The organism is Asanoa ishikariensis, assembly GCF_900107455.1.
Taxonomy (GTDB): domain Bacteria; phylum Actinomycetota; class Actinomycetes; order Mycobacteriales; family Micromonosporaceae; genus Asanoa; species Asanoa ishikariensis.
In genome coordinates this window covers 439,226-461,598 of record NZ_FNQB01000002.1, presented here as the reverse complement: position 1 = coordinate 461,598, position 22,373 = coordinate 439,226, and the positions used below count along the sequence as shown (strand labels likewise).

At 70.9% G+C, this 22,373-nt stretch carries 21 protein-coding genes; 10 read left to right on the top strand and 11 right to left on the bottom strand.

The annotated features are described in order from the left end of the window. Positions 1-29 precede the first annotated feature (29 nt). From BLV39_RS16455 to BLV39_RS16435, 5 genes are all read left to right on the top strand, one after another. Complete coding sequence (locus BLV39_RS16455; RefSeq protein WP_090792775.1) at positions 30-941, top strand: AAA family ATPase; 912 nt, start codon at positions 30-32, stop codon at positions 939-941. Continuing rightward, complete coding sequence (locus tag BLV39_RS16450) at positions 938-2,059, top strand: vWA domain-containing protein (protein ID WP_090792772.1); 1,122 nt, start codon at positions 938-940, stop codon at positions 2,057-2,059. The genes BLV39_RS16455 and BLV39_RS16450 overlap by 4 nt, the downstream gene beginning before the upstream one ends. A 193-nt stretch (positions 2,060-2,252) precedes the next feature. Next, on the top strand, positions 2,253-2,855 hold the full coding sequence (locus BLV39_RS16445) for a (2Fe-2S)-binding protein (RefSeq protein WP_090792768.1): 603 nt from the start codon (positions 2,253-2,255) through the stop codon (positions 2,853-2,855). A 10-nt stretch (positions 2,856-2,865) separates the two neighbouring features. Further along, entirely contained in the window at positions 2,866-5,241 is a 2,376-nt protein-coding gene (locus BLV39_RS16440) for a xanthine dehydrogenase family protein molybdopterin-binding subunit (RefSeq protein ID WP_090792765.1), read from the top strand. Next, positions 5,238-6,083 (top strand): FAD binding domain-containing protein, encoded by an 846-nt coding sequence (locus tag BLV39_RS16435; protein ID WP_090792760.1) that lies wholly within the window; start codon positions 5,238-5,240, stop codon positions 6,081-6,083. The genes BLV39_RS16440 and BLV39_RS16435 overlap by 4 nt, the downstream gene beginning before the upstream one ends. Positions 6,084-6,104: 21 nt before the next feature. Here BLV39_RS16435 and BLV39_RS16430 read toward each other — a convergent pair whose 3' ends face one another. Further along, on the bottom strand, positions 6,105-6,521 hold the full coding sequence (locus BLV39_RS16430; RefSeq protein WP_090792756.1) for a VOC family protein: 417 nt from the start codon (positions 6,519-6,521) through the stop codon (positions 6,105-6,107). Between the two features lie 54 nt (positions 6,522-6,575). Beyond that, positions 6,576-7,475 carry a hydroxymethylglutaryl-CoA lyase gene (locus BLV39_RS16425; protein WP_176985035.1) on the bottom strand — a complete coding sequence of 300 codons (900 nt, stop codon included), beginning with the start codon at positions 7,473-7,475 and terminating at the stop codon, positions 6,576-6,578. 158 nt (positions 7,476-7,633) lie between these two features. On the opposite strand from BLV39_RS16425, the gene BLV39_RS16420 reads away from it, so the two are divergent. After that, positions 7,634-7,918, top strand: a complete 285-nt coding sequence (locus tag BLV39_RS16420) for an adhesin (RefSeq protein WP_090792750.1) — start codon at positions 7,634-7,636, stop codon at positions 7,916-7,918. Positions 7,919-7,945: 27 nt separating this feature from the next. Here BLV39_RS16420 and BLV39_RS16415 read toward each other — a convergent pair whose 3' ends face one another. Both BLV39_RS16415 and BLV39_RS16410 read right to left on the bottom strand, forming a co-directional pair. Beyond that, complete coding sequence (locus tag BLV39_RS16415) at positions 7,946-8,743, bottom strand: pentapeptide repeat-containing protein (RefSeq protein WP_090792748.1); 798 nt, start codon at positions 8,741-8,743, stop codon at positions 7,946-7,948. Continuing rightward, entirely contained in the window at positions 8,740-9,087 is a 348-nt protein-coding gene (locus tag BLV39_RS16410) for a winged helix-turn-helix transcriptional regulator (RefSeq protein WP_090792745.1), read from the bottom strand. Before BLV39_RS16410 ends, BLV39_RS16415 begins: the two co-directional genes overlap by 4 nt. 79 nt (positions 9,088-9,166) lie before the next feature. Between BLV39_RS16410 and BLV39_RS16405 the strand changes: the two genes are divergently transcribed. Further along, complete coding sequence (locus BLV39_RS16405; protein WP_090792742.1) at positions 9,167-9,715, top strand: TetR/AcrR family transcriptional regulator; 549 nt, start codon at positions 9,167-9,169, stop codon at positions 9,713-9,715. A 259-nt stretch (positions 9,716-9,974) separates the two neighbouring features. On the opposite strand, the gene BLV39_RS16400 is transcribed toward BLV39_RS16405, so the two are convergent. Then, complete coding sequence (locus BLV39_RS16400) at positions 9,975-10,589, bottom strand: DedA family protein (protein WP_090792739.1); 615 nt, start codon at positions 10,587-10,589, stop codon at positions 9,975-9,977. Between the two features lie 92 nt (positions 10,590-10,681). Here BLV39_RS16400 and BLV39_RS16395 point away from each other — a divergent pair, with 92 nt between their 5' ends. Further along, complete coding sequence (locus BLV39_RS16395; protein WP_239083601.1) at positions 10,682-11,029, top strand: UBP-type zinc finger domain-containing protein; 348 nt, start codon at positions 10,682-10,684, stop codon at positions 11,027-11,029. A gap of 19 nt (positions 11,030-11,048) precedes the next feature. On the opposite strand, the gene BLV39_RS16390 is transcribed toward BLV39_RS16395, so the two are convergent. The 4 genes from BLV39_RS16390 to BLV39_RS16375 form a co-directional block, all read right to left on the bottom strand. Further along, positions 11,049-12,917, bottom strand: coding sequence for a transketolase (locus BLV39_RS16390; RefSeq protein ID WP_239083602.1), 1,869 nt, complete (start codon positions 12,915-12,917; stop codon positions 11,049-11,051). Positions 12,918-12,986: 69 nt separating this feature from the next. Further along, complete coding sequence (locus tag BLV39_RS16385) at positions 12,987-13,886, bottom strand: carbohydrate ABC transporter permease (protein ID WP_239083603.1); 900 nt, start codon at positions 13,884-13,886, stop codon at positions 12,987-12,989. Position 13,887: 1 nt separating this feature from the next. Then, entirely contained in the window at positions 13,888-14,814 is a 927-nt protein-coding gene (locus BLV39_RS16380) for a carbohydrate ABC transporter permease (protein WP_090792734.1), read from the bottom strand. Further along, complete coding sequence (locus tag BLV39_RS16375; RefSeq protein WP_239083604.1) at positions 14,811-16,148, bottom strand: extracellular solute-binding protein; 1,338 nt, start codon at positions 16,146-16,148, stop codon at positions 14,811-14,813. The genes BLV39_RS16380 and BLV39_RS16375 overlap by 4 nt, the downstream gene beginning before the upstream one ends. Positions 16,149-16,472: 324 nt before the next feature. Here BLV39_RS16375 and BLV39_RS16370 point away from each other — a divergent pair, with 324 nt between their 5' ends. Further along, positions 16,473-18,860, top strand: a complete 2,388-nt coding sequence (locus tag BLV39_RS16370) for a glycoside hydrolase family 3 N-terminal domain-containing protein (RefSeq protein ID WP_239083605.1) — start codon at positions 16,473-16,475, stop codon at positions 18,858-18,860. A gap of 14 nt (positions 18,861-18,874) precedes the next feature. Next, on the top strand, positions 18,875-19,909 hold the full coding sequence (locus tag BLV39_RS16365; RefSeq protein WP_239083606.1) for a substrate-binding domain-containing protein: 1,035 nt from the start codon (positions 18,875-18,877) through the stop codon (positions 19,907-19,909). Here the strand turns inward: BLV39_RS16365 and BLV39_RS16360 are convergent. After that, the gene (locus BLV39_RS16360; RefSeq protein ID WP_204082759.1) at positions 19,906-20,946 is read right to left on the bottom strand and encodes a LacI family DNA-binding transcriptional regulator; all 1,041 of its coding nucleotides are present in this window, start codon (positions 20,944-20,946) and stop codon (positions 19,906-19,908) included. The two genes, BLV39_RS16365 and BLV39_RS16360, sit on opposite strands and share 4 nt — an antisense overlap. Before the next feature lie 37 nt (positions 20,947-20,983). Next, positions 20,984-22,348, bottom strand: a complete 1,365-nt coding sequence (locus BLV39_RS16355; RefSeq protein WP_090792725.1) for an APC family permease — start codon at positions 22,346-22,348, stop codon at positions 20,984-20,986. Positions 22,349-22,373: the final 25 nt, after the last annotated feature.

Genomic DNA, 22,373 nt, shown 5'->3' with positions numbered 1-22,373 from the left:
ATGCCCTTCGGATGGCATAGGTTGACGACGTGACGACCTCGTTGCACTCCCCCGGTGCGCTGGCCGAGGCCCTGGCGTCCACCGGTTACCTCGCCGACGAGGGTCTCGCGACCGCCGGCTTTCTTGCCCTGAAGCTCGGGCGGCCGTTGTTCCTCGAGGGCGAGGCCGGCGTGGGCAAGACCTCGTTCGCGCAGGCACTGGCCGTCGCGACCGGCGCCACCTTCGTCCGGCTCCAGTGCTACGAGGGGCTCGACGCGGCGCAGGCGCTCTACGACTGGGACTTCCCCCGGCAGATCCTGCACCTGCGGGCGGCCGAGGCGGCCGCGACCGCAGCGGCCGCCGCCACCGGCGCCCCGGTCGACGCCGCCGCGATCGAGGCCGGCCTCTACGACCGACGGTTCCTGATCGCCCGACCGCTGCTCCAGGCGCTGGAGCACAGCCCCTGCGTGCTGCTGGTCGACGAGGTCGACCGGGCCGACGACGAGTTCGAGGCGTTCCTGCTGGAGGTGCTCGCGGAGGCCGCGATCACCGTGCCCGAGCTGGGCCGGATCGCCGCCGAGACGCCGCCGCTCACGGTGCTGACCAGCAACCGCACCCGCGAGGTGCACGACGCGCTCAAGCGCCGCTGCCTCTACCACTGGGTCGAGCACCCGGACTTCGACCGGGAGGTGGCGATCCTGCGGGAGCGGCTGCCCGAGGTCACCGAGCGGCTGGCCGCCGAGGTCGCCACCGCAGCGGGCCGGATGCGCGAGCTCGACCTGATCAAACCGCCCGGCGTGGCCGAGTCGATCGACTGGGCCGGCGCGCTGGTCGCGCTGGGCGCCCGCGCGCTCGACCCGGACCTCGCGGCCGCCACCTTGGGCGCGGTCCTCAAGTACCGCGAGGACGTCACCCGCGTCCGGGCCACCGGTCTCGACAACCTGGTTGCCAGCCGCCAATGACGCGGGTCGGCGGGCTCGACGTGACCGCGCTGCTGGTCGGGTTCGCGCGGACGCTCCGGCACGCCGGTGTCGACGCCGGCCCCGACCGGGTGCAGACGACGGTGCGCGCGGTCGACGCCCTCGGCGAGGTCACCCCGAACAGCATCTACTGGGCGGGCCGGCAGACGCTCTGCGCCGAGCCGGACGACCTGGCGATCTACGACGCCGCGTTCGTGGCGTACTTCGGCGGGCACCGGCCCGCCAGCGGCACGCTCGTCAACCCGACACCGACGCTGCCGAGCGTGGCGGCGCCGTACACCTCCGGTCCGCCGGGCGATGCCACGGACAACGACGAGGAGTCGCAGATCCTCGGCCTGTCCGCGAGCACCGTCGAGATCCTCCGTCAGCGCGACTTCGCCCTGCTCACCCCGCTCGAACGCGACGAGGTGCGGCGGTTGCTGGCGCTGCTCGGCCCGCAGACCGCGCTGCGCCGCAGCCGGCGGCGCCGCCCGGCCGGCAGCGGCGACGTCGATCCGACCCGGACGGTACGCGCGGCGCTGCGGCACGGCGGCGAACCGACCCGGCTGGCCCGACGGCGACGCGGCCACCGCCCCCGCCGGCTCGTGCTGCTGGTCGACGTGTCCGGCTCGATGAGCCCGTACGCGGACGCCCTGCTGCGCTTCGCACACGCCGCCGTGCGCCGGCGCCCGACCGGCACCGAGGTGTTCACGCTCGGCACCCGGCTGACCCGGATCACCCGCGCGCTGCGGCACCGTGACCCGGACGCGGCCCTGCACGCCGCGTCGGTCGCCATCCCGGACTGGCACGGCGGAACCCGCCTGGCCGACGCGCTCAAGGCCTTTCTGGACCGTTGGGGGCAGCGCGGCACCGCCCGGGGCGCGGTCGTCGTGGTGCTCAGCGACGGTTGGGAACGGGGCGACCCCGCCGCACTGGCCGAGCAGACACGGCGGCTGGCCCGCCTCGCGTACCGGCTGATCTGGGTCAACCCCCACCGCGGCAAGACCGGTTTCGCACCGCTGGCCGGCGGGATGGCTGCGGCTTTGCCCCATCTCGACGATTTCGTCGCCGGACACACGCTCGACGCCCTCGACGAACTCGTGCGCGTCATCGCGAAATAGCGTGGTCCATTTCACACCCACCCCTTGCGGTGCCGCCCGCGAAGGGATTGGCTGAGTTCCACGCGCATGACCTTGGCCGCCCGCTGACCGCGGTCGAAAGGAGGGGCGTGGCCGGGGCTTGACGCGCCATCCCCGCAGTTGAGCATGCGCGCCGGCCCCCAACCGGCCGCAGTGGAGCAAGCCGGGAGGCTTGATGACCCGGGTATCGATCAAGGTCGACGGTGTCGAATACGAAGACGACGTCGAACCGCGCACCCTGCTCGTCCATCACCTACGCGAACGCCTCGGCAAGGTTGGCACCGTCGTCGGTTGCGACACCAGCAACTGCGGCGCGTGCACCGTGCTGATGAGCGACGCCGACGGGCACCAGCAGGGTGTCAAGAGTTGTGCCGTCCTGGCCGTACAGGCCGATGACCGCGAGATCACGACCATCGAAGGGCTGTCCGGCCCCGACAACACACTGCACCCTGTCCAGCGGGCCTTCCACGAGGCGCACGGACTCCAGTGTGGTTTCTGCACGCCGGGCATGATCATGGCCGCCGTCGACCTGCTGGAGGAGAACTCCGACCCCAGCGAGCAGGAGATCCGCGAAGGCTTGGAGGGCAACCTCTGCCGGTGCACGGGCTATCAGAACATCGTCCGCGCGGTACGGGCGGCGAGCGAGGAGATCCGCCGCAGCGGCGGTGACGCCGAACCGGCAGCACCGTCGCCGCTGGCCGGTGAGGGCCACACCCCCGACTCGGGCCTGCCGCGCCAGAGCGTGCCCGACGAGACCATCCCGCAGCCGGTGCCGTGAGGGAGAACCGATGACCATCACCGAATCCCCGGGCACCGAGATCGGCAGTCCCCGGCGACGCAAGGAAGACGCCCGGCTGATCACCGGTCGCACCACCTGGACGGAAAACGTCACCCTGCCCGGCATGCTGCACCTGGCTATCCTGCGCAGCCCGATGGCGCATGCCCGGATCACCAGCATCGACGTGTCACCGGCACTGGAGACCAAGGGCGTGGTCGCCGCCTTCTCCGGCCGGGACGTGGCCGACGTGCAGGGTTCGCTGCCCTGCGCCTGGCCGGTGACCGAAGACATGGTGCACCCCGACCGGCCGCCCATCGCGGTCGACGAGGTCCGCTTCATGGGCGAGGCGGTCGCCGTGGTCGCGGCCCGGTCGCGGGCGGCGGCGCTGGACGCCATCGCCGCGATCGAGGTCGACTACGAGGCGCTGCCCGTGGTGCTCGACATGGAGCAGGCGATCGCCGAGGGCGCCGACCTGGTCCACGCCGACAAGGGCACCAACAAGGGCTACACCTGGGTGTTCGACTCGGCCGAGGCGGGCACCGGCGGCGACGCCGGCGCCGCGATCGACGACGCCGAGGTGGTCATCCGCCGCCGCTACGTGCAGCAGCGGCTGATCCCCGCGTTCATGGAACCCCGCAGCGTGGTCGTCGACCCGACCGGCGACGTCTACACGATGTGGTCGGCCACCCAGATCCCGCACATCCTGCGTTTCCTGCTCGCCGTGGTGACCGGCACGCCGGAGCACAAGGTCCGGGTGATCGCACCCGACGTCGGCGGTGGCTTCGGCGGCAAGCTCCAGGTCACGCCCGAGGAGCTGATCGCGTTCATCGCCGCCAAGCGGCTCGGCAAGCCGGTCAAGTACACCGAGTCCCGTTCCGAGAGCCTGGTCTCGGCCCACCACGGCCGCGACGTGATCCAGGACCTCGAGCTCGCCGCGCGGCGCGACGGCACGGTCACCGGGCTGCGGGTCAAGCTGCTGGCCAACATGGGCGCCTACATGGGCCTGGTCGGCCCGGGCGTGCCGATCCTCGGCGCGTTCATGTACAACGCGATCTACAAGTTCCCGGCGTACCGCTTCGAGTGCAGCGGGATCTTCACCAACACCACGATCACCGACGCCTACCGCGGCGCCGGCCGGCCGGAGGCCACGTACGCGATCGAGCGGATCATGGACGAGCTCGCCGTCGAGCTGGGGCTGGACCCGTTGGAGGTGCGGGAACGCAACTGGATCAACGCCGACGAGTTCCCGTTCACCACCGTGTGCGGCCTGGCGTACGACTCGGGCGACTACGCCAAGGCGACCGACCGGGCCAAGGAGCTGTTCGGCTACGACGAGCTGCGCCAGGAGCAGCAGGCCCGCCGGGACACCGGTGACAGCGTGCAGCTCGGCATCGGCATCTCGACCTACACCGAGATGTGCGGCCTCGCGCCGTCCCGGGTGCTCGGCGCGCTGCGCTACGGCGCCGGCGGTTGGGAGACGGCGAGCGTACGCATGCTGCCCACCGGTCGGGTCGAGGTGGTCACCGGCACCTCGCCGCACGGCCAGGGGCACGAGACGGCGTGGAGCCAGATCGTCGCCGACCAGCTCGGCGTCGGCTTCGACGACATCGAGGTGCTGCACGGCGACACCCGCACCTCCTACAAAGGGCTCGACACCTACGGCTCGCGGTCGCTCGCGGTCGGCGGCGTCGCGCTCTACAACGCCTGCCAGAAGGTGATCGACAAGGCGAAGCCGATCGCCGCGCACATGCTCGAGTGCGATCCGGCCGACCTGGAGTTCACCGGCGGCCAGTTCCGCGTGCGCGGAAACCCCGACGGCGGCCGTACCCTCGCGGACTGTGCCCTGGCCGTGTTCGCGGCGCACGACCTGCCCGACGGCATCGAGCCGACGCTCGACGCGGACGCGGTCTACGACCCGGTCAACTTCTCCTTCCCGCACGGCACCCACCTGTGCGCGACGGAGGTCGACACCGAGACCGGCCGCGTGACGATCCGCAAATATGTGGCCGTCGACGACATCGGCAAGGTGATCAACCCGCTGATCGTCGAGGGCCAGGTGCACGGCGGCATCGCGCAGGGCATCGCACAGGCCCTCTTCGAAGAGGCCGTGTACGACGCCGACGGCAACCTGATGACCGGCACGTTCGTCGACTACACGCTGCCGACGGCGGCCGATCTGCCGACGTTGGTCACCGACCGCACCGAGAGCCCGGCGCCCGACCATCCATTGGGGACGAAGGGCGTCGGCGAGGCGGGCACCATCGCCTCGACACCGGCCGTGGTCAACGCGATCGTCGACGCGCTGCGCCCGATGGGTGTCAACGACATCGCGATGCCGTGCACGCCGGAGCGGGTCTGGCGAGCCATCCAGGGAGGTGCGGCATGATCCCACCGTCGTTCGACTACGCCGCGCCGACCACGGTCGACGAGGCGGTCGGGGTGTTGCGGGACGCGGGCGAGGACGCCAAGGTGATCGCCGGCGGCCAGAGCCTGATCCCGTTGCTGCGGCTGCGGTTCGCCGCACCGAGCACGCTGGTGGACCTCGGCGGCATCGCCGAGCTGCGGCAGGTCCGCGAAGACGGCGACGCGTTGGTGATCGGCGCGATGGTCACCCACGCGTCCGTCCTGCGCGACCCGCTCATCAACGAACACCTGCCGCTGCTCGTCTCGGCGACCGAGACGGTGGCCGACCGGCAGGTGCGCCATCGCGGCACGTTCGCGGGCTCGCTGGCGCACGCCGACCCGGCCGGCGACCTGCCGGCGGTGGCACTGGTGCTCGGCGCTTCGATGGAGGTCGTCGGCCCCAGCGGCCGGCGGGTCGTGCCCGCGAGTGAGTTCTTCGTCGACTACCTGACGAGCGTGGTCGCTCCTGACGAGGTGCTGGTCGCGGTCCGGGTGCCCAAGCAGGGCTCCTGGGTGGGCGCCTACGAGAAGTTCAACCGCGTCGCGCAGGGCTGGGCCCTGGTCGGCGTGGCGGCCATGGTCCGGCGCGACAACGGCTCGATCGCCGAGGCCCGCGTCGGACTGACCAACATGGGCTCGACGCCGCTCCGCGCGACCGCCACGGAGCAGGCGCTGGCCGGCGCCGACAGCCGCGAGGCGATCGGCGCGGCCGCGGCGCGGGTGGCCGAGGGCACGCGACCGAGCGACGACCTGCTGGGCAGCGCGGACTACCGGCGCCACCTGGCCGGCGTGCTGACCCGGCGCGCGGTGGCCAGCCTGTCCTGAGCTCGAAGGGGTCTCGCCTGATCAGGCGGGACCCCTTCGCTGGCTGAAGCGGACCATGTTGCCGGACGGGTCACGGAACGCGCAGTCGCGTACCCCGTAAGGCTGGTCGATCGGCTCCTGAAGCACCTCGGCCCCGCTCGACCTGATCTTTTCGAAGGCCGCGTCGCAGTCGGCGATGTCGAAGATCAGCGCTGACAGCGCACCCTTGGCCATCAACTCGCGCAGGGCCGGCTGGTCCACCGGCGCCTTCGAGGAGATCGCGTCCAGGCCGATCTCGATGGCGGGCTGACCCGGAGGGCCGACAGTCAGCCAGCGCCAGGGCATGCCCCAGTCGGTCATGTCGACGTCGTTGCGCACTTCGAGACCCAACACGTCGCGATAGAACGCGAGCGTCTGCTCCTGGTCGTCGACGAGGACGAAGCAGTGCGAAAGTTTCATGCGGTCGACGCTAGGCCCGTTCCCCGGCGGAGCGCTTCTCCGTTCGTGCTCGAATCAGGCCAACCGGGTACGCGGCCCCGCACGCAGCACGCCCGAGGGCAACTCCCGGCCCACCACCCGCTGCGCCAGCGCCGCCGCCTCGATCAGCGCGTCGAGGTCGATGCCGGTGTCGATCCCCATGTCCTCCAGCATGTGCACCACCTCCTCGGTGGCCACGTTGCCGGTGGCGCCGGGCGCGTAGGGGCAGCCGCCCAACCCGCCGACGCTCGCGTCGAACTCGGTGATGCCCAGGTCCATCGCGGTCAGGATGTTGGCCAGCGCCGTGCCCCGCGTGTTGTGGAAATGCAGCAGCACCGGAATGTCCGGCTGGCGCTCGCGGACCAGGGTGACCACGTCGGTGACCCGCCGCGGGGTGGCCATGCCGGTGGTGTCGCCGAACGCGATCCGGTCGGCACCGTCGGCGACCACCCGGTCGACGATGTCGGCGACCCGCTTCGGGTCGACGTCACCCTCGAACGGACAGCCGAAGCTGGTCGCGATGATCACCTCGGCGCTGGCGCCCGCGCCGTGCAACTCGTCGATCAGTGCGGCGATGTCGTCGAGCGACTCGCCGGTGGAGCGGTTGACGTTGCGCTTGTTGTGCGTGTCGCTCGCCGAGACGACCACCTCGACCTCGGTGAACCCGGCGGCCAGGGCGCGCTGCGCGCCGCGCGAGTTGGGCACCAGGGCCGAATAGCGGACAGTCGGGGACTTGCGCACCTGGGCCCACACCTGGTCGGCGTCGGCCATCTGCGGTATCGCCTTGGGGTGCACGAACGAGACCGCCTCGATCCGTCGTACACCCGTGCCCGAGAGCGCGTCCAGCAGCTCGATCTTGGCTGCGGTAGGCACCGGATCCTCGTTCTGGAGGCCATCTCGGGGTGCGACCTCGCGGATCGATACAGAGCCGGGCAACGGGTTCATGCAGCCAGAATAAGTCGCGTTCGGGTTGCGGGATCCGGCGACGGAGGGTTACGTGGGTCATGGACGGCCGCAGACCCGCCTGCCGTTAGGAACGGCCCTGTCAGTTGCGGTCTCAACATTCCCCTGCCGCTCATCTGGAGGGTTTCACCATGCTCGCAGTGACTGACAACGCCGTAGCGGTCATCCGTGACCTCACCGGCCAGCAGAACCTGCCGGACGGCGCCGGTGTACGCATCGCGTCCGACCCGACGCAGGGCGCGCTGACCATGAGCCTGGCCACCTCGCCCCAGGAAGGCGACCAGGTCGTCGACCAGTCCGGCGCCCGGCTCTTCCTCGACGGCGAGGCCGCGAGGGTGCTCGACGACAAATCACTCGACGCCGCCGTCGACGCCAACGGCGCGGTGCAGTTCGAAGTGGCCGAGCAGCTCGCCTAGCTTCGTCAGCTCGGCAGTTCGGTTTCGTCAGCTCGGCCAGTGGGGCGGACGGCGCAGCCCACGCGGCAGCGCCGTCGTCCCGTCCCCTTTCGCGGAATCCACCTGGGCCCGCGTGAGGAACAGCGCGGTGCGCAGGCGGGCGCCGCGCAGGTCGGCGTCACGCAGATCGGCCCCGATCAGGTCAGCCCAGCCCAGGTCCGCGCCGCGCAGGTCGGCGCCGATGAGATAGGCGCCCCGCAGGTTGGCCGCCCGCAGGTCGGTGCGCCGCAGGTCCTTGCCTACCAGGTCGGCACCGCGGTGCTCGCGGCGTGCGCCGGGTGCTTTCGCGCGCACGGCCGCACTGGCCCGCATGAGCAGGTCGTTGACGGCGGCCCAGTGCGGCGCCGGGTCCACCTTGGCCAGCTCACTGCTTTCGGTGAGCGTTCGGATCCGCTCGTACGCGTCCTGGAGGGCGTCGCGCTGCTGCTGGGGCAGCTTCAGCTCGAGCGCGGCGGTCAGGTACCAGAGCAGTTCGTGCAACTCGCGCATGACCGGGAACGCGCTGAACATCGAGTCGGCGAGCTCGGGCCGGTCGTGCCAGTCGGCACCGCCGAAGGTCGCCTGGGTGAGGTGCTGACCGGCGCCGAAGCAGTCGTACACCGTGCAGCCCCGGAACCCTTCCGTACGCAGCTTGGCGTGGATCCCGCAGCGCGAGTCTGTCCCGAGGTTCGGGCAGGGCTGCCGGGCGGGCTTGTCGATGGCGAAGTCGACGGACTTGGCGAACGCCGGCACCACGCAGCAGAGGCCGACGCACCGGCTGCAGTCGGCGGCCAGTTCCAAGCTCATTCCAGTGCCCTTTGGTCATACGCGGCCCGCGCGCTGGCGATCTCCATCCGGTGCCGCTCGGCCCAGGTGGTCAACGTGACCAGCGCGTCGTAGATCTCGCGCGACAGGTCCGTCGCGAGGTATTCGACCCGGGGCGGGACGGTCGCGAAGACGGTGCGCGTCAGCAGGCCGTCGCGCTCGAGGTTGCGCAGGGTCAGCGCGAGCATCCGCCGGCTGATCCCGACGATGGACCGCTCGAGCTCGGTGAACCGCACCGGACCCTGCGCCGCGGCCACGATGATCGCGATGCTCCACTTGCCGCCGACCCGGTCGAGCACCTCTCGCGCGGTGCACTCCTCGGTCATGCCCTCTATGTTCACAGAGCCCGGCCGCCAGTTACAACTCGTGCACCAAGGCGGTTTTGCACACTTGTACAATCTCCGCATGGGAAACCGGGAGAGCCTGATCGCCGGGGCCAAGGCGTGCCTGCACGACATCGGCTACACCCGCACCACGGCCCGCGACATCGCCACCGCGGCCGGGGTGAGCCTGGCCGCGATCGGCTACCACTTCGGCTCGACCCGGGAACTACTCAACCAGGCGCTGATGGAAGCGCTGGCGGAGTGGGGCGCGGAACTGGACTCCACGCTGCGGGCGACCGACGGATCGAACGAGGCGCTCTGGGCGGCGGTCATCGCCTCGGTCCGCGACCAGCGGCCGCTCTGGACGACCCAGTTCGAGCTGGCGGGCCAGGTCGACCGACTGCCGGAGATCCACGAGTTTTTGGTCGCCGGGCAGCGCCAAGGCCGCGCTGAGTTGGCCGGCCTTCTCGGCGGGGGCGCGGACGGCGAGGAGGCGCGGCTGCTTGGCGGGCTCGCGCAGGCCCTGCTGGCGGGGTTGGCCATCCAGTGGCTGATCGACCCTGATGGCGCTTTGACCGCGGCGGACCTGACCGCCGCACTCAAACTGGCCGCCGCGGGCTCCGCGACCTAGACAGCCCGGGACGGTCGGCGCACAGCGTCGGTGTCGGCCTGCTTCCCTGGTCGGGCGGCAGCGGCTCTGACCAGCCAGCGAATCCCCCGCCCCATGATCGTGTGCGGCTCCGCCCACTTGCCCAAGGCCGGGTAGCGAGCGCTCACCACCCGAAGCAGTTAGTAAGCGCTTACCAACCCCCAGGATGGTGAGCGCTTACTAACCGCCTGGATGGTGAGCGCTCACTAACCAATGCCAACGGCTCGGTGGCCGAGGCGACTCAGTGACTACGACGCTCGCGGACCCGGCGATAAACCGCCCAAGCGATCAGCGCCGCCACCACAACCGCGGCCACCGCGATCGCGGCCCACTTCCCCACGGTGTCCTCGATCATCGAGTACGAGTTGCCGGCCAGATACCCGAGCAGCACCGACCCCGCACCCCAGACCACGCCCCCTGCCGCGTTGTAGGCAAGGAACCGGCGATAGTGCATGTGCGAGGCGCCGGCCAAGAACGGCACGAACGCCCGCAGGAACGCGATGAACCGCCCGAAGAAGACCGCCGGCCCGCCGCGCCGAGCAAGGAACGAGCGGGCCGACTCCACCTGTTTCTCGCGTTTCTGGAGCCACTTGACGCGCAGCAGCCGGTACCCCCAGCGCGAGCCGATCTCGTAGCCCACCGTGTCACCGAGGATCGCCGCGACCACCACGATCACGCTCATCCAGAGCACGGAGACGTGGCCGAGGCTCGCCGCGACACCGCCGAGGATGGCGGCCGTCTCGCCGGGCAGGATGAAGCCGAAGAACAACGCGTCCTCGGTGAACACCACCAAGCCGACGATCACGTAGACGAGGATGGCGCGCTGGTCGACCAGGCTGTTGAGCACATCGCTCACCTGGCGATCTTACGCGGAGTGATCGAGTACTCACGTGAGAGCGCGCGCGATGCGGGTAGATGTTGATCCGTAAGAAACAGCGAGGAGGAATCGTGACCGAACCACTCGTCCGACCCGAAGTGCCCCCGTCCGGTGCCGGCTGCGCGGAATGCCTGGCCAGCGGCGGGTGGTGGCTCCACCTGCGGCGATGTGCCACGTGCGGCCAGATCGGCTGCTGCGACAACTCGCCGGCCCAGCACGCCACCGCGCACGCGACCAGCGACCAGCACTCGATCATCCAGTCGTTCGAGCCCGGCGAGGACTGGTTCTACGACTACCGCAGCAACGAGTTCCTCGACGGTCCGGAGCTCGCCGGACCCGACAGCCACCCGGTCGACCAGCCGGTGCCCGGCCCCAAGGGCCAGGTCCCCAAGGACTGGCAGCGCCGCCTACACACCTAAGGCAACAAGCACGTACGGCCTAGCTCACCAACGCCCGGGCGGCCGCGGCAATATGATCAGCGTCGATCTCCTGCGCCGCGAGCTGCTCCGCGGTCGAGCCCGAGCCCGGCAGGTCACGCACCGCGAGATGGGTGAAGTGCAGCGCCGGCGACCCGGCCGCCAGCAGCGCCTCGGCGACCGCCGACCCGAGCCCGCCCTCGGGATGGTGGTCCTCGACGACGATGATCCGGCCCTCGGTCGCGGCCACCGCCTCGCTGAGCGTCGCGGTGTCGACCGGCTTGACGGAGTAGAGGTCGATCACCCGCGCGGCGATGCCGTCCGACGCCAACAGCGACGCCGCTGCCAGGCACTCGTGCAGGGTGACCCCGGCGCCCACGAGGGTGACCGCGTCTGACGGCCCCGAGCGCAGCACCTTGCTGCCACCGACCGGGAAGACCTCACCGCTCTCGTAGAGCACCGGGTACGCACCCCGGGTGGCCCGCAGGTAGCTCACCCCGTCGAGCTCGACCATCGCCGCGACGAGCGAGGCGGTGCTGACCGCGTCGCTCGGGTAGAGCACCGTCGAGCCCTGCACCGCGCGCAGCATCGCCAGGTCCTCGAGCGCCATCTGGGAAGGCCCGTCGGCCCCGATCTCCACCCCGGCATGGGAACCGACCAGGCGGATGTCGGCACGCGAGATCGACGCCATCCGGATGAAGTCGTACGCCCGGGACAGGAACGCGGCGAACGTCGAGGCGAACGGGATGTAGTGCCGCACGCTGAGCCCGACGGCGGCGGCGACCATCTGCTGCTCGGCGATGTACATCTCGAAGTACCGGTCGCCGAAGGCCTTCGCGAACTCCTCGGAGTACGTCGAGTTGCCAACCTCGCCGTCCAGCGCCACGATCCGGCTGTTCCCGCCGCCGAGCGCGGTCAGCGCGTCGCCGTACGCCCGCCGGGTGGCCACCTTGTCGCCGACCTGGTAGCGGGGCAACTCCGTCCCGCCCGGTGCCGACCGCGACACGGGCGCCTCGTCCATCGGCACCGGCCCGCGTACGACCAGGTCGCTCTCGCCGCCCAGCTCCCGGATCGCCCGGTCGGCCATCTCCTTGGGCAGCGGCTTGCCGTGCCAACCCTCCAGGTTCTCGACCTCGCTGAAGCCGCGTCCCTTGAGCGTGCGGGCGAGGATCACGGTCGGGCGGTCGTCCGTGCGGTCGGTCGCGGAGCGGTAAGCCTCGTCGATCTCCTCGAGATCGTGCCCGTCGATGATCAACACCCGGGCGCCAAAAGCCGAGGCCCGGCGGGCGTACGCGTCGAGGTCCCATTGCAGTTCGGTCGGGCCGCTCTGGCCGAGCCGGTTGACGTCGACGATCGCGACGAGGTTGGACAGCCGGTAGTAGGCGGCCTTGTCGAGCGCCTCCCACATCGAGCCCTCGGCCATCTCGCTGTCGCCGCAGAGCACCCACACGCGGTACGGCACCTCGTCCAGGTAGCGCCCGGCCAGCGCGACGCCGACGCCGTCCGGCAGGCCCTGGCCGAGCGAACCGGTGGCCACGTCGACCCAGGGCAGCACCGGCGTCGGATGGCCCTGCAGCCGCTGCCCGAACCGGCGGTAGCCCGACATCAGCTCCTCGTCGGAGATCACGCCGGCCGCCTTGAAGACGGAGTACAGCAGCGGCGACGCGTGCCCCTTGGAGAAGATCAGGTGGTCGTTGGCGTCGTTCTCCGGGCTGTCCCAGTCGTAGCGCAGGTGCCGGGTGACCAGCACGGCGAGCAGGTCGGCGGCCGACATGCTCGACGTGGGGTGCCCGGATCCGGCGCTCGTGCTGGTCCGCACCGAGTCGACCCGGAGCTGCCGGGCCACGTCACGGGCGGTGGACAGGTCGGAGATGGTCGCTGTGGTGGTCACGATGTCCCTTTCGCGGCGAAAATCCTTCCTCGAGGGCCGGATACCCCGCGCGGGGACGTTGAACCTCGGTTACTTGCTGAAACCGGCCGTGAGACCGCTGAGCAACTGGCGCCGCCCCACCACGTAGAGCGCGAGGATCGGCAGCGTGGTCAGCACCACGGACGCGAGCACCGCCGGCACGTTGATGCTGTACTGCCCCTGGAAGGTCCAGAGCGCCAGCGGCAGCGTGCGCTGCGTCGGGCTCTGGGTCAGGATCAGTGGCAGCAGGAAACCGTTCCAGATGGACAGTCCGTTGTAGATGGTGACGGTGACCAGTGCCGGCCGGATCAGTGGGAAGGCCAGGTGCCGGAGCGTGCCCCACTCCGAGGCGCCGTCCATCCGCATCGACTCGAACAGCTCGCGCGGCACGTCCCGGATGAAGTTGGAGAGCACCAGCACGGACAGCGGGATGGCGAACGCGATCGACGGCAGGATGATGGCGAGCAGGGTGTCGTACATCTTCAGCCGAATGATGATCAGGTAGACCGGGATGATCACCGCCTGGAGCGGGATCGCCAGGCCCATCAGGAACACGGCGTTCACCGAACGCAGGAACCGGCTGCGGTTGCCGGCCCGGACGATGGCGTACGCCGCCATGAACGAGATCCCCACGGCCGGGATGACCGCCCCCGCGGTGACGATCGCGCTGTTGACGAAATAGCGGACGAAGTCGGCCTCGATGACCATCCGGTAGTTGTCGAGGGTCGGCTCTTTCGGCGGCACGAACGGGTTGCTCAGGAAGTAGTTGGACTGCGTCTTGAGGCTGGTGATGAGGATCCAGTAGAGCGGGATCAACACGATCGCGAGCCAGATCAGCGCGGCGAGCCCGGCCGGCAGGTTGAACACCCGGCGCCGGCCGCCCCCGCCGGCCCGTTGTGGTGCGTCGGGCCGGGTCGCCGTGTCGGGTGCTGTCGTCAGAGTCGTCGCCACGTCACACGCCTTCCATCTGGCTCTCGGTCGTGTCGCGGCCACCGAGGCGGCGCAACAGCAGCGCGAGGCCGAGACCGACCAGCACCAGGATCACCGCAATCGCGCTCGCCGGGCCCATCAGGCTGGCCTGGAAGCCCCGCTTGTACATGTCGAGCGCGAGCGCCCGGGTGGCATCGCCCGGCCCGCCACCGGTGAGCACGAAGATCAGGTCGAAGAAGGTCAGCGACCCGACCACCATCAGCGTCGACGACGTGATGACCGTGTACTTGAGCTGCGGCAAGGTGATGCTGAAGAACTGCCGCAGCCGGCCGGCGCCGTCGATCTCGGACGCCTCGAACATCGCCTTCGGGATCTGCCGCACCGCGCTCTGGTAGATCAGCGAGTGGAACGGGATGAACTGCCAGGAGACCACGAACACCAGCACGCCGAGCGCCAGGTTGTCGCGCCCGAGCCAGTCCTGTTGCAGCAACGGGATGCCCAGGCCGGCGCCGAGCCCGAAGTTCGGGTCGAGCAGGGCCTTGTAGGTGATCGCGAGGGCGGCCGAGCTGAGCAGCAGGGGTACGAAGTAGATCACCGCGAGGATCTCGCGAAAGCGGCTCTGCGTGGCCAGGTAGACGCCGATCAGCAGGCTCAGCGGGGTCTGGAACGCCCAGGACAGAGCCATGATCAGGAAGGTGACCCAGAGCGCGTGTACGAGGCCCGGGTCGCGCAGCACGCTGCGCCAACTGTCGAAGCCCGCCGCGTGGATGTCGCCGATGCCGTCCCACTGCGTGAAGCTGAGCACCAGCACGCCGATCAGCGGGATGATCGCGAACGCGACGAACATGAGGAACGCGGGGAGGGCCAGCCAGGTGACGGACCCGCTCCGCCCGCCCTGGGCGGAGGTCGTAGTACTCCCCCGCGGGGCGGGCGGAGCGAGAGATGTCATTGCCCGATGACCCCGTTCATGTTCTCCGCCCACTTCTCGGGCGAGATCTTCAGCTGGAAGAGCTGCGCGATGTTGTCGAGCAGCTTCTCCGCCGCGGTCGGGCTCAGCGCCTGGTCCCACGACTGCGCGAAGGTCTTGGCGTTGGCCGAGGTGTTGTAGACGAACTTGAGGAAGTCGGCGTCCTTCGAGGCGCCGAACGCGCTCTCGGTGCCCTTGACGATCGGGACGGCGCCGGCGTCGATCCACTCCTTGACCTCGGCATCGGCGAGCACCGCGTCCTTGAAGAACTTCTTCGCGGTCTCCTTCTGCTCGGCCGTGGCCTTGGAGGAGATGGAGTAGTACTGACCCGGGTTGCCCACGGTGTCGGACACGTCGCCCTTGCCGCCGTCGATCGGCGGGAAGTTCATGTAGCCCAAACTGCCGCTGGACACGAAGTCGCCTCCGTCCGCCGCCATGCCGCCGTACGTCCACGTGCCGTGCAGCATCATCGCCGCCTTGCCCGTGTAGAGCAATGCCTGGTCAGCGTTGGAGTCGGCGGTGATCGACGAGAAGCCCTTGATGAAGCCGTTCTGCTTGACCAGGTCCTGCACCAACGTCAGCGCCTGGATCGACGCCGGGTTCGACCAGGCGTCCTTCTGGCCGTCGAACACGGCCTGGAAGACCTCGCTGCCGCCAAGGCGGTCGAAGAGGAACTCGAGCCACATCATGTTGGTCCAGCGGGACTGGCCACCGAGCGAGAACGGCGCGATGCCCTTCGCGTTGAACTTGGGCACGAGGTCCATCACGTCGCCCCAGGTCTGCGGGGGCTGCGCGCCGATCCTCTCGAAGGCACGCTTGTTGTAGAACATGACGATCGGCTGGACCGTCTCGGCCGGCATCGCGTAGATCTTGCCGTCGATGGTGGCCGCGCCGAACGACGACGGGAACAGCCGGTCCTTGACCGCCGCGTTCTCGCCGAACCACGAGGTCAGATCCTCGACCTGACCGGCCTGGGCGTACGTGCGCAGGGTGCCGCCGCCCCAGCCCCAGATGACGGTCGGGGCCTGGCCGGCACCGATCGCCGTCTTGATCTTCGTCTTGTACGCGTCGTTCTGGAACGTCGTCGCGGTGATCTTGCTGTCGGGGTTCGCCTGGTTGAAGCGGTTGACTGTGTTGGTGCGGATGCCCTCACCAGGCGCGCCCGTGAGGAACCAGTAGCTGGCCGAACCGGCGCTGCCACCGCCGCCCGTGCTGCTGCTGGGGCCGGAACTGCCACAGCCGGCGAGCGCGACGCCGGCGGCCGCGCCCATGGAAAGACCTAAGAAGTTCCGCCGGGACAGGATGCTGCGCTCCACGCTGACCTCCGTACTCGTGTGCCGCGACAGACGCGGCGTTTCGATCGGGCGAGTAGCACGAGGGGTCACCGGCCATGAGGGAGCGCTCCCACAGCCACACGCAAGGATGCCGAGGCGGGGAAATTTCGGCCGGTGGTCTCGCAAATTAACGTAGAATTTTCAAGTCAACGTAGGATTCCGTCATCCACGTGTCAAGGGCTTGATGCCGACGTTCTGATCGGCGAAAGTAAGGTCAGCGCAAGGCTTGGCCGGTCGGCCGCGAGCACCGGAAACTTCGAAAGTTTCGAAGACCAACCTCTATCTTGCGCAAAGGAGGCACGCCCCGTGGCAACTCAGCCCGCTCAGGTCGACACCCAGCCCTGGCACGACGTCAGCCGGCCGGTCGCCGACCGGGTCGAGCTGCTCCTGGGCGCGATGACCCTCGAGGAGAAGCTCGGCCAGCTCGGCAGCCGGTGGCTCCGCAAGGACCTGAACGACGACGAGGCCGAGCAGGTCTTCGCACCCGACCACAACGTGGCACCCATGCAGGACGTCTTCTCGGCGGGCGACAAGCCGCTCGACGAGGCCAGCCGGCACGGTCTCGGCCATCTCACCCGGGTCTACGGCAGCGCGCCCGTCACCGCCGCCGAGGGCGCGGCGGAGCTGGTGCGCCAGCACCATGTCGTGCTCGACGCCCACCGGCTGCGCATTCCGGCACTAGTGCACGAGGAGTGCCTGACCGGGTTCACCACCTACGGCGCCACCGTCTACCCGGCCGCGATCGCCTGGGCCGCGACCTTCTCGCCCGACCTGGTCGAGCGGATGGCGGCCGCGATCGGCCGCGACATGGCCGCCGTCGGTGTGCACCAGGGACTGTCGCCGGTGCTCGACGTCGTGCGCGACTACCGCTGGGGCCGCGTCGAGGAGACGATGGGCGAAGACCCGCACCTGGTCTCGATGCTCGGCTCCGCCTACGTTCGCGGCCTCCAGAGCGCCGGCGTGATCGCCACGCTCAAGCACTTCGCCGGCTACTCGGCCTCCCGCGGCGCACGCAACCACGGTCCCGTGTCGATGGGCCGGCGCGAGCTGGTCGACGTCATCCTGCCGCCGTTCGAGACCGCCGTGGCCACTGCCGCCGCCGGCTCCGTGATGAACTCCTACTCGGACGTCGACGGCATCCCCGCCGGCGCCGACCGCTGGCTGCTCACCGAGGTGCTCCGCGACGCGTGGGGTTTCGCCGGCACGGTGGTCTCCGACTACTGGGCCGTGCCGTTCCTCGCGACCATGCACCACATCGCCGCCGACGACGCCGAGGCCGGCGCGCTGGCCCTGGCCGCCGGCATCGACGTCGAGCTCCCCGACACCATCGGCTACGGCGCGGCGCTGCTCGCGAAGGTGCGGGCCGGCGAGGTGTCCGAGGAGCTGGTCGACCAGGCCGCCCGCCGACTGCTCACGCAGAAGGTCGCGCTCGGCCTGCTGGATCCAGAGTGGACACCGGAGGGCTCGGTCGCCGGCGCGGCCACCGTCGAGCTGGACTCGCCCGCCAACCGGGCGCTGGCCCGGGAGATCGCCGAACGCTCGGTCGTGTTGCTCGACCCGGGCAGCGCGCTGCCGTTGCCGGCCGCCGGCCGGATCGCGGTGGTCGGCCCGTGCTCCGCCGAGCCACGCACGTTCATGGGCTGCTACGCGTTCCCCAACCACGTGCTACCCCGGCACCCGGGCCTGGGCCTCGGTGTCGACGTGCCGACCGCGGTCGACGCGCTGCGCGCGACACTGCCCGATGTGGACATCACGCACGCGCGAGGATGCGAGATCCAGGGCGACGACCGGTCAGGCTTCGCGGCCGCGGTCGAGGCGGCTCAAGCGGCCGACGTGTGCGTGGCATTCGTCGGTGACATCGCCGGGCTGTTCGCGCACGGCACCTCCGGCGAGGGCTGCGACGCACCTGACCTGGCGCTGCCCGGTGTGCAGGGCGAGCTGCTGGCGGCCCTGTTGGACACCGGCACCCCGGTGGTCGTCGTGGTGGTCTCCGGCCGGCCGTACGCGCTGGGCGACGTGCACGGGCGGGCCGCCGGGCTGGTGCAGGCGTTCATGCCGGGCGAGGAGGGCGGCGCGGCGATCGCCGGGGTGCTCTCCGGCCGCGTGCAACCAAGCGGCAAGCTGCCGGTGCAGGTGCCGCGCGGGCCGGGCGGCCAGCCGGGCACCTACCTCCAGCCGCCGCTCGGCGCCGAGAGCACCGACATCAGCAGCCTCGACCCGACTCCGCTGTTCCCGTTCGGGCACGGCCGCTCGTACACCACGTTCGCGGTCGACGACCTGCGGATCTCGGCGCCGACGGCGCCGACGGACGGCGAGTTCACGGTGGCCGCGCGGGTCCGCAACACCGGCGACCGGGCGGGCACCGAGGTCGTCCAGCTTTACCTGCACGACCTGGTCGCCCAGGTGGTCCGCCCGGTCAAGCAGTTGGTCGGGTTCGCCCGGGTCGACCTGGCGCCGGGCGCGGCCGCCGACGTGCGCTTCCGCGTGCACACCGACCGCACCGCGTTCGCCGGCCGCGACCTGCGCCGGATCGTCGAGGCGGGCGACATCGACGTGCTCGTCGGCACATCCGCAGCCGACCTGCCGCTGCACGGTACGGTACGGCTCGTCGGCCCGACTCGTGTCGTCGGGCACGACCGGCACTTCGACACACCGGTCGAGATCGTGCCGGTCCTGGGTGACGCTGGTCCGTGATGAGAGGGAGGTCCGTGCCGCCCAAGGTTGGCCGCACGACGCTGGCGACCGTCGCCAGGTCAGCCGGCGTCTCGGTGACTACCGTGTCCAAGGTGGTCAACGGACGCTCCGACGTCGGTCCGCAGACCCGTGCACTGGTGGAGTCGTTGCTCGAACAGCACGACTACATCGGCCGACGATCGCCGGCGGCCAAGGGCAGCGCGGCCACCGCCCGGATCGAGCTGATCTTCAAGGGCGAGCTCAACGCGTACTCGACCGAGATCATCCAGGGTGTGCTCGCCGCCGGCGTCGAAGCCGGCATCGCGGTCGCCGTCAGCACCCGGCCGCGGGCCGCGGCCGGTGTCGATGCCAGCCGCCCGCGCGCCTGGGCCCGTGACCTGGCCGCCGCGGGCCGGCGCGCGGTGATCGCGGTCGTCGACGAGCTGACCTCGGCCGACCTGGCGGCGCTGTCCCGGGCTCACCTGCCGCTGGTCGTCATCGACCCGCTCAACCTCCAGCGCGACCAGGTCACCAGCGTCGGCTCGACGAACTTCGCGGGCGGGATGGCCGCCGCGCAGCACCTGCTCGCGCTGGGCCACCGGCGGATCGGCTACGTCGGTGGCTCCACGCGGTCGGCCTGCAACCAGGCGCGGATGCACGGCTACCGGGCCGCGCTGGAAGCGGCGGGGGTGTCGGTGCCCGACGAATACCAGCACACGGGCGACTTCCGCTACCAGGACGGGATCGAGGGCGGTGCCGCGCTGCTCGACCTGCCGACCCGGCCCACGGCGGTCTTCGCCGGCAGCGACGAGACGGCGGCCGGCGTGATCGAGGCGGCCCGCGCCCGCGGGCTCCGCGTGCCCGACGACCTCAGCGTGGTCGGCTTCGACGACACCGAGGTCGCCCGCCTCTCCTCACCGCCGCTGACCACGGTGCGGCAACCGTTGCGCGAGATGGGCGGCGTGGCCCTACGCACCGCACTGCGGCTGGCCGTCGGGGAAAAGCTCGACTCCCACCACGTGGAGCTGGCGACAGAGCTGATCGTCCGCGGCTCGACGGCGCGGATCTAGCCGGGCGGCGGTGCGGTCGACTCGCGGATGACCAGCTTCGTGGCGAGCTCCACGTGGTGCGAGTCCAGCGGCTCACCGGCGATCAAGCGCAATAGGGTACGCAGAGCGACCCGGCCCATGTCCCGCAACGGTTGCCGGACCGTGGTGAGCGCCGGCGTCGACATCACGGTCAGGTAGGTGTCGTCGAAGCCGACGATGCTGAGCCGCTCAGGCACTTTCAGCCCGCGCGCGACGGCCGCGGCGAACACGCCCATCGCGGTCGGGTCGCTGGCGGCGAACACCGCCGTCGGCGGATCGCCGGAGTCGAGCAACTCGCCGCCGAGCTTCAGCCCGGACGGGAAGTCGAACGAGCCGTTGCGGATCAGCGCCGGGTCGGAGCGGATGCCCGCGTTCTCCAACGCCGCCCGGTAGCCGTGCAGCCGGGCCCGGCTCGGCGACGACGCGATCGGCCCACCGATGAACGCGATCCGCTGGTGGCCGAGCCGGATCAGGTGGTCGGTGGCCTCGAGTCCGCCGCTCCAGTTGGTCGCGCCGACGCTGACCACGTCGGTGCGCGGAAGGTTGACCGGGTCGATGACGACCAGCGACAGCCCCGCCCGGTCGAAGGCGGCGAGCTGGCGCGAGGTCAGCTCGGACGTGACCACGATCAGCCCCTTGCGGCCGGCGTCGGTCAACCGGCGGGCCCAGGCCGCCTCGGTGCGCGGCGGAGACTCGGTCAACGTGGGCAACCGGCGCACGACCACGTCGACGCCGAGATCGTCGCCGCCGTCGGTGACGCCGTGCAGCACCTCGGTCGCGTACGGGCTGATGATGTCGTCGAAGACCAGCTCGATGGTGCGGACCGGCGCGGGCGTGCCCCGGCTGCGGACACCCGGTGGGCTGTAGTTGTGCGCGCGTAACGCCTCTTCGACCCGCGCCCGGGTGGCGCTGGCGACGTCGGCGCGGCCGTTGAGCACCTTGGAGACGGTCGGCAGCGAGACACCACACGACTCGGCCACCATCGCAAGCGTGGCCCGCCGCTCGCCCTCGACCACCACCGGTTTTCTCCCACCTCGAAAATGTTTCGAGCCGAGACTAACCGGGGTCCGGTGCGGCATCAAGCGGGTGCCCGACTGTTCGGCGCGCGCTACGCCGCCCCATCGACGCGGCCATCGTGACCACGGCGGCCGGGATCAGCGCCGAGCCGCAGAAGGCCAGGACCACGGCCACCATGACGCACGCGATGCCGGCGCAGATCCGGGGTGCGCCGCGCAGCAGCCGCCAACCGGCCGCGGTGCAGCCCAGGTAGACCACGAGGAAGAACGTGGTGGGCACGTTGACCAGGGTGGCCAACTCGATCCGGCCGGTGGCCAGCGGCCCGATCAGCACGACACCGGAGACCAGCACCGCGCCGGCTAGCCACCGCGGCAGACCCGCGCCGCCCGACCCCGGCTCGCGGGCCATGCCGGCCCCAAGCCCATCGCCGCCCGGTTGCGGCTCGCGGGCCATGCCAGGCCGCGGCCTATCGCCGCCCGGTTGCGGCGCGAGGACTCGGCCCGCCGACGGCCCGCCAATCTCCGGCCGCAGTGCGCGGGCGAGGCTGGCCGCCCCGGCCAGGTAGGCCAGCATCGCACCGATCGTGAGCACCACGGCCCCGACCGCGGCGACCGCGGTGCCGATGTCGCCAAGCCCGATCCTGAGCAGGGCGGCGAGCGGCACCTCGGTGCCGGCCCGCTCCCCCAGCGCCGCGACGGTGACGATGCCCAGCGCCAGGTAGACGACGGCCGTGGCCGCGAACGCGATGGCGATCACCACCGGAAGCTGTCGGCGCGGCCGCGCGAACCGGGTGGTGAGCGGCGCGATCGCCTCCCAGCCGACGAATGCCAGCATCAGCGTCGCCGCGGCCGGACCCAGTGCGACCCAGCCGTGCGGCGCGAACGGGGTCCAGTTGGCGGCCCGGCTGGCCGGTGCGGCGCCCGCGACCGCGCCGACGACGATCACGAGCAGCAGGGCCACGAGTCCGAACTGGATGGTTGCCGAGGTGCGCACCCCGCGCGCCGTGACCACGAGCGTGCCGACCAGCAGCACGGCCGCGGTGGTCGCGGCGACCCGGACCCCGCCACCGGTGAGCTCGGCGACGTAGTTGCCACCGACCACGGAGACGATCGGGGCACCCCCGATCACGCCGGCCAGGAAGCACCAGGCCACCACGCGTCCGGCGCGCGGGCCGAGTCCGGCGGTGGCGTAGCCCCACACCCCGCCGGCCGACGGGTGGCGCACACCGAGCGCCGCGAACACGACCGCGAAAAGTGCCGAAGCGCCGAGGAGCACCGCCCACGCCACCACGGAGGCCGGGCCGGCCTGGCTGGCGGCCAGCCCGGGGAGCAGCAGCAGGCCGGGACCGAGCAGGGCACCGATGTAGAGGGCGGTGCCGCGGGCGATGCCGATGTCGCTGGTCATGCTCCGCAGTCTGGCAACGTTGCCG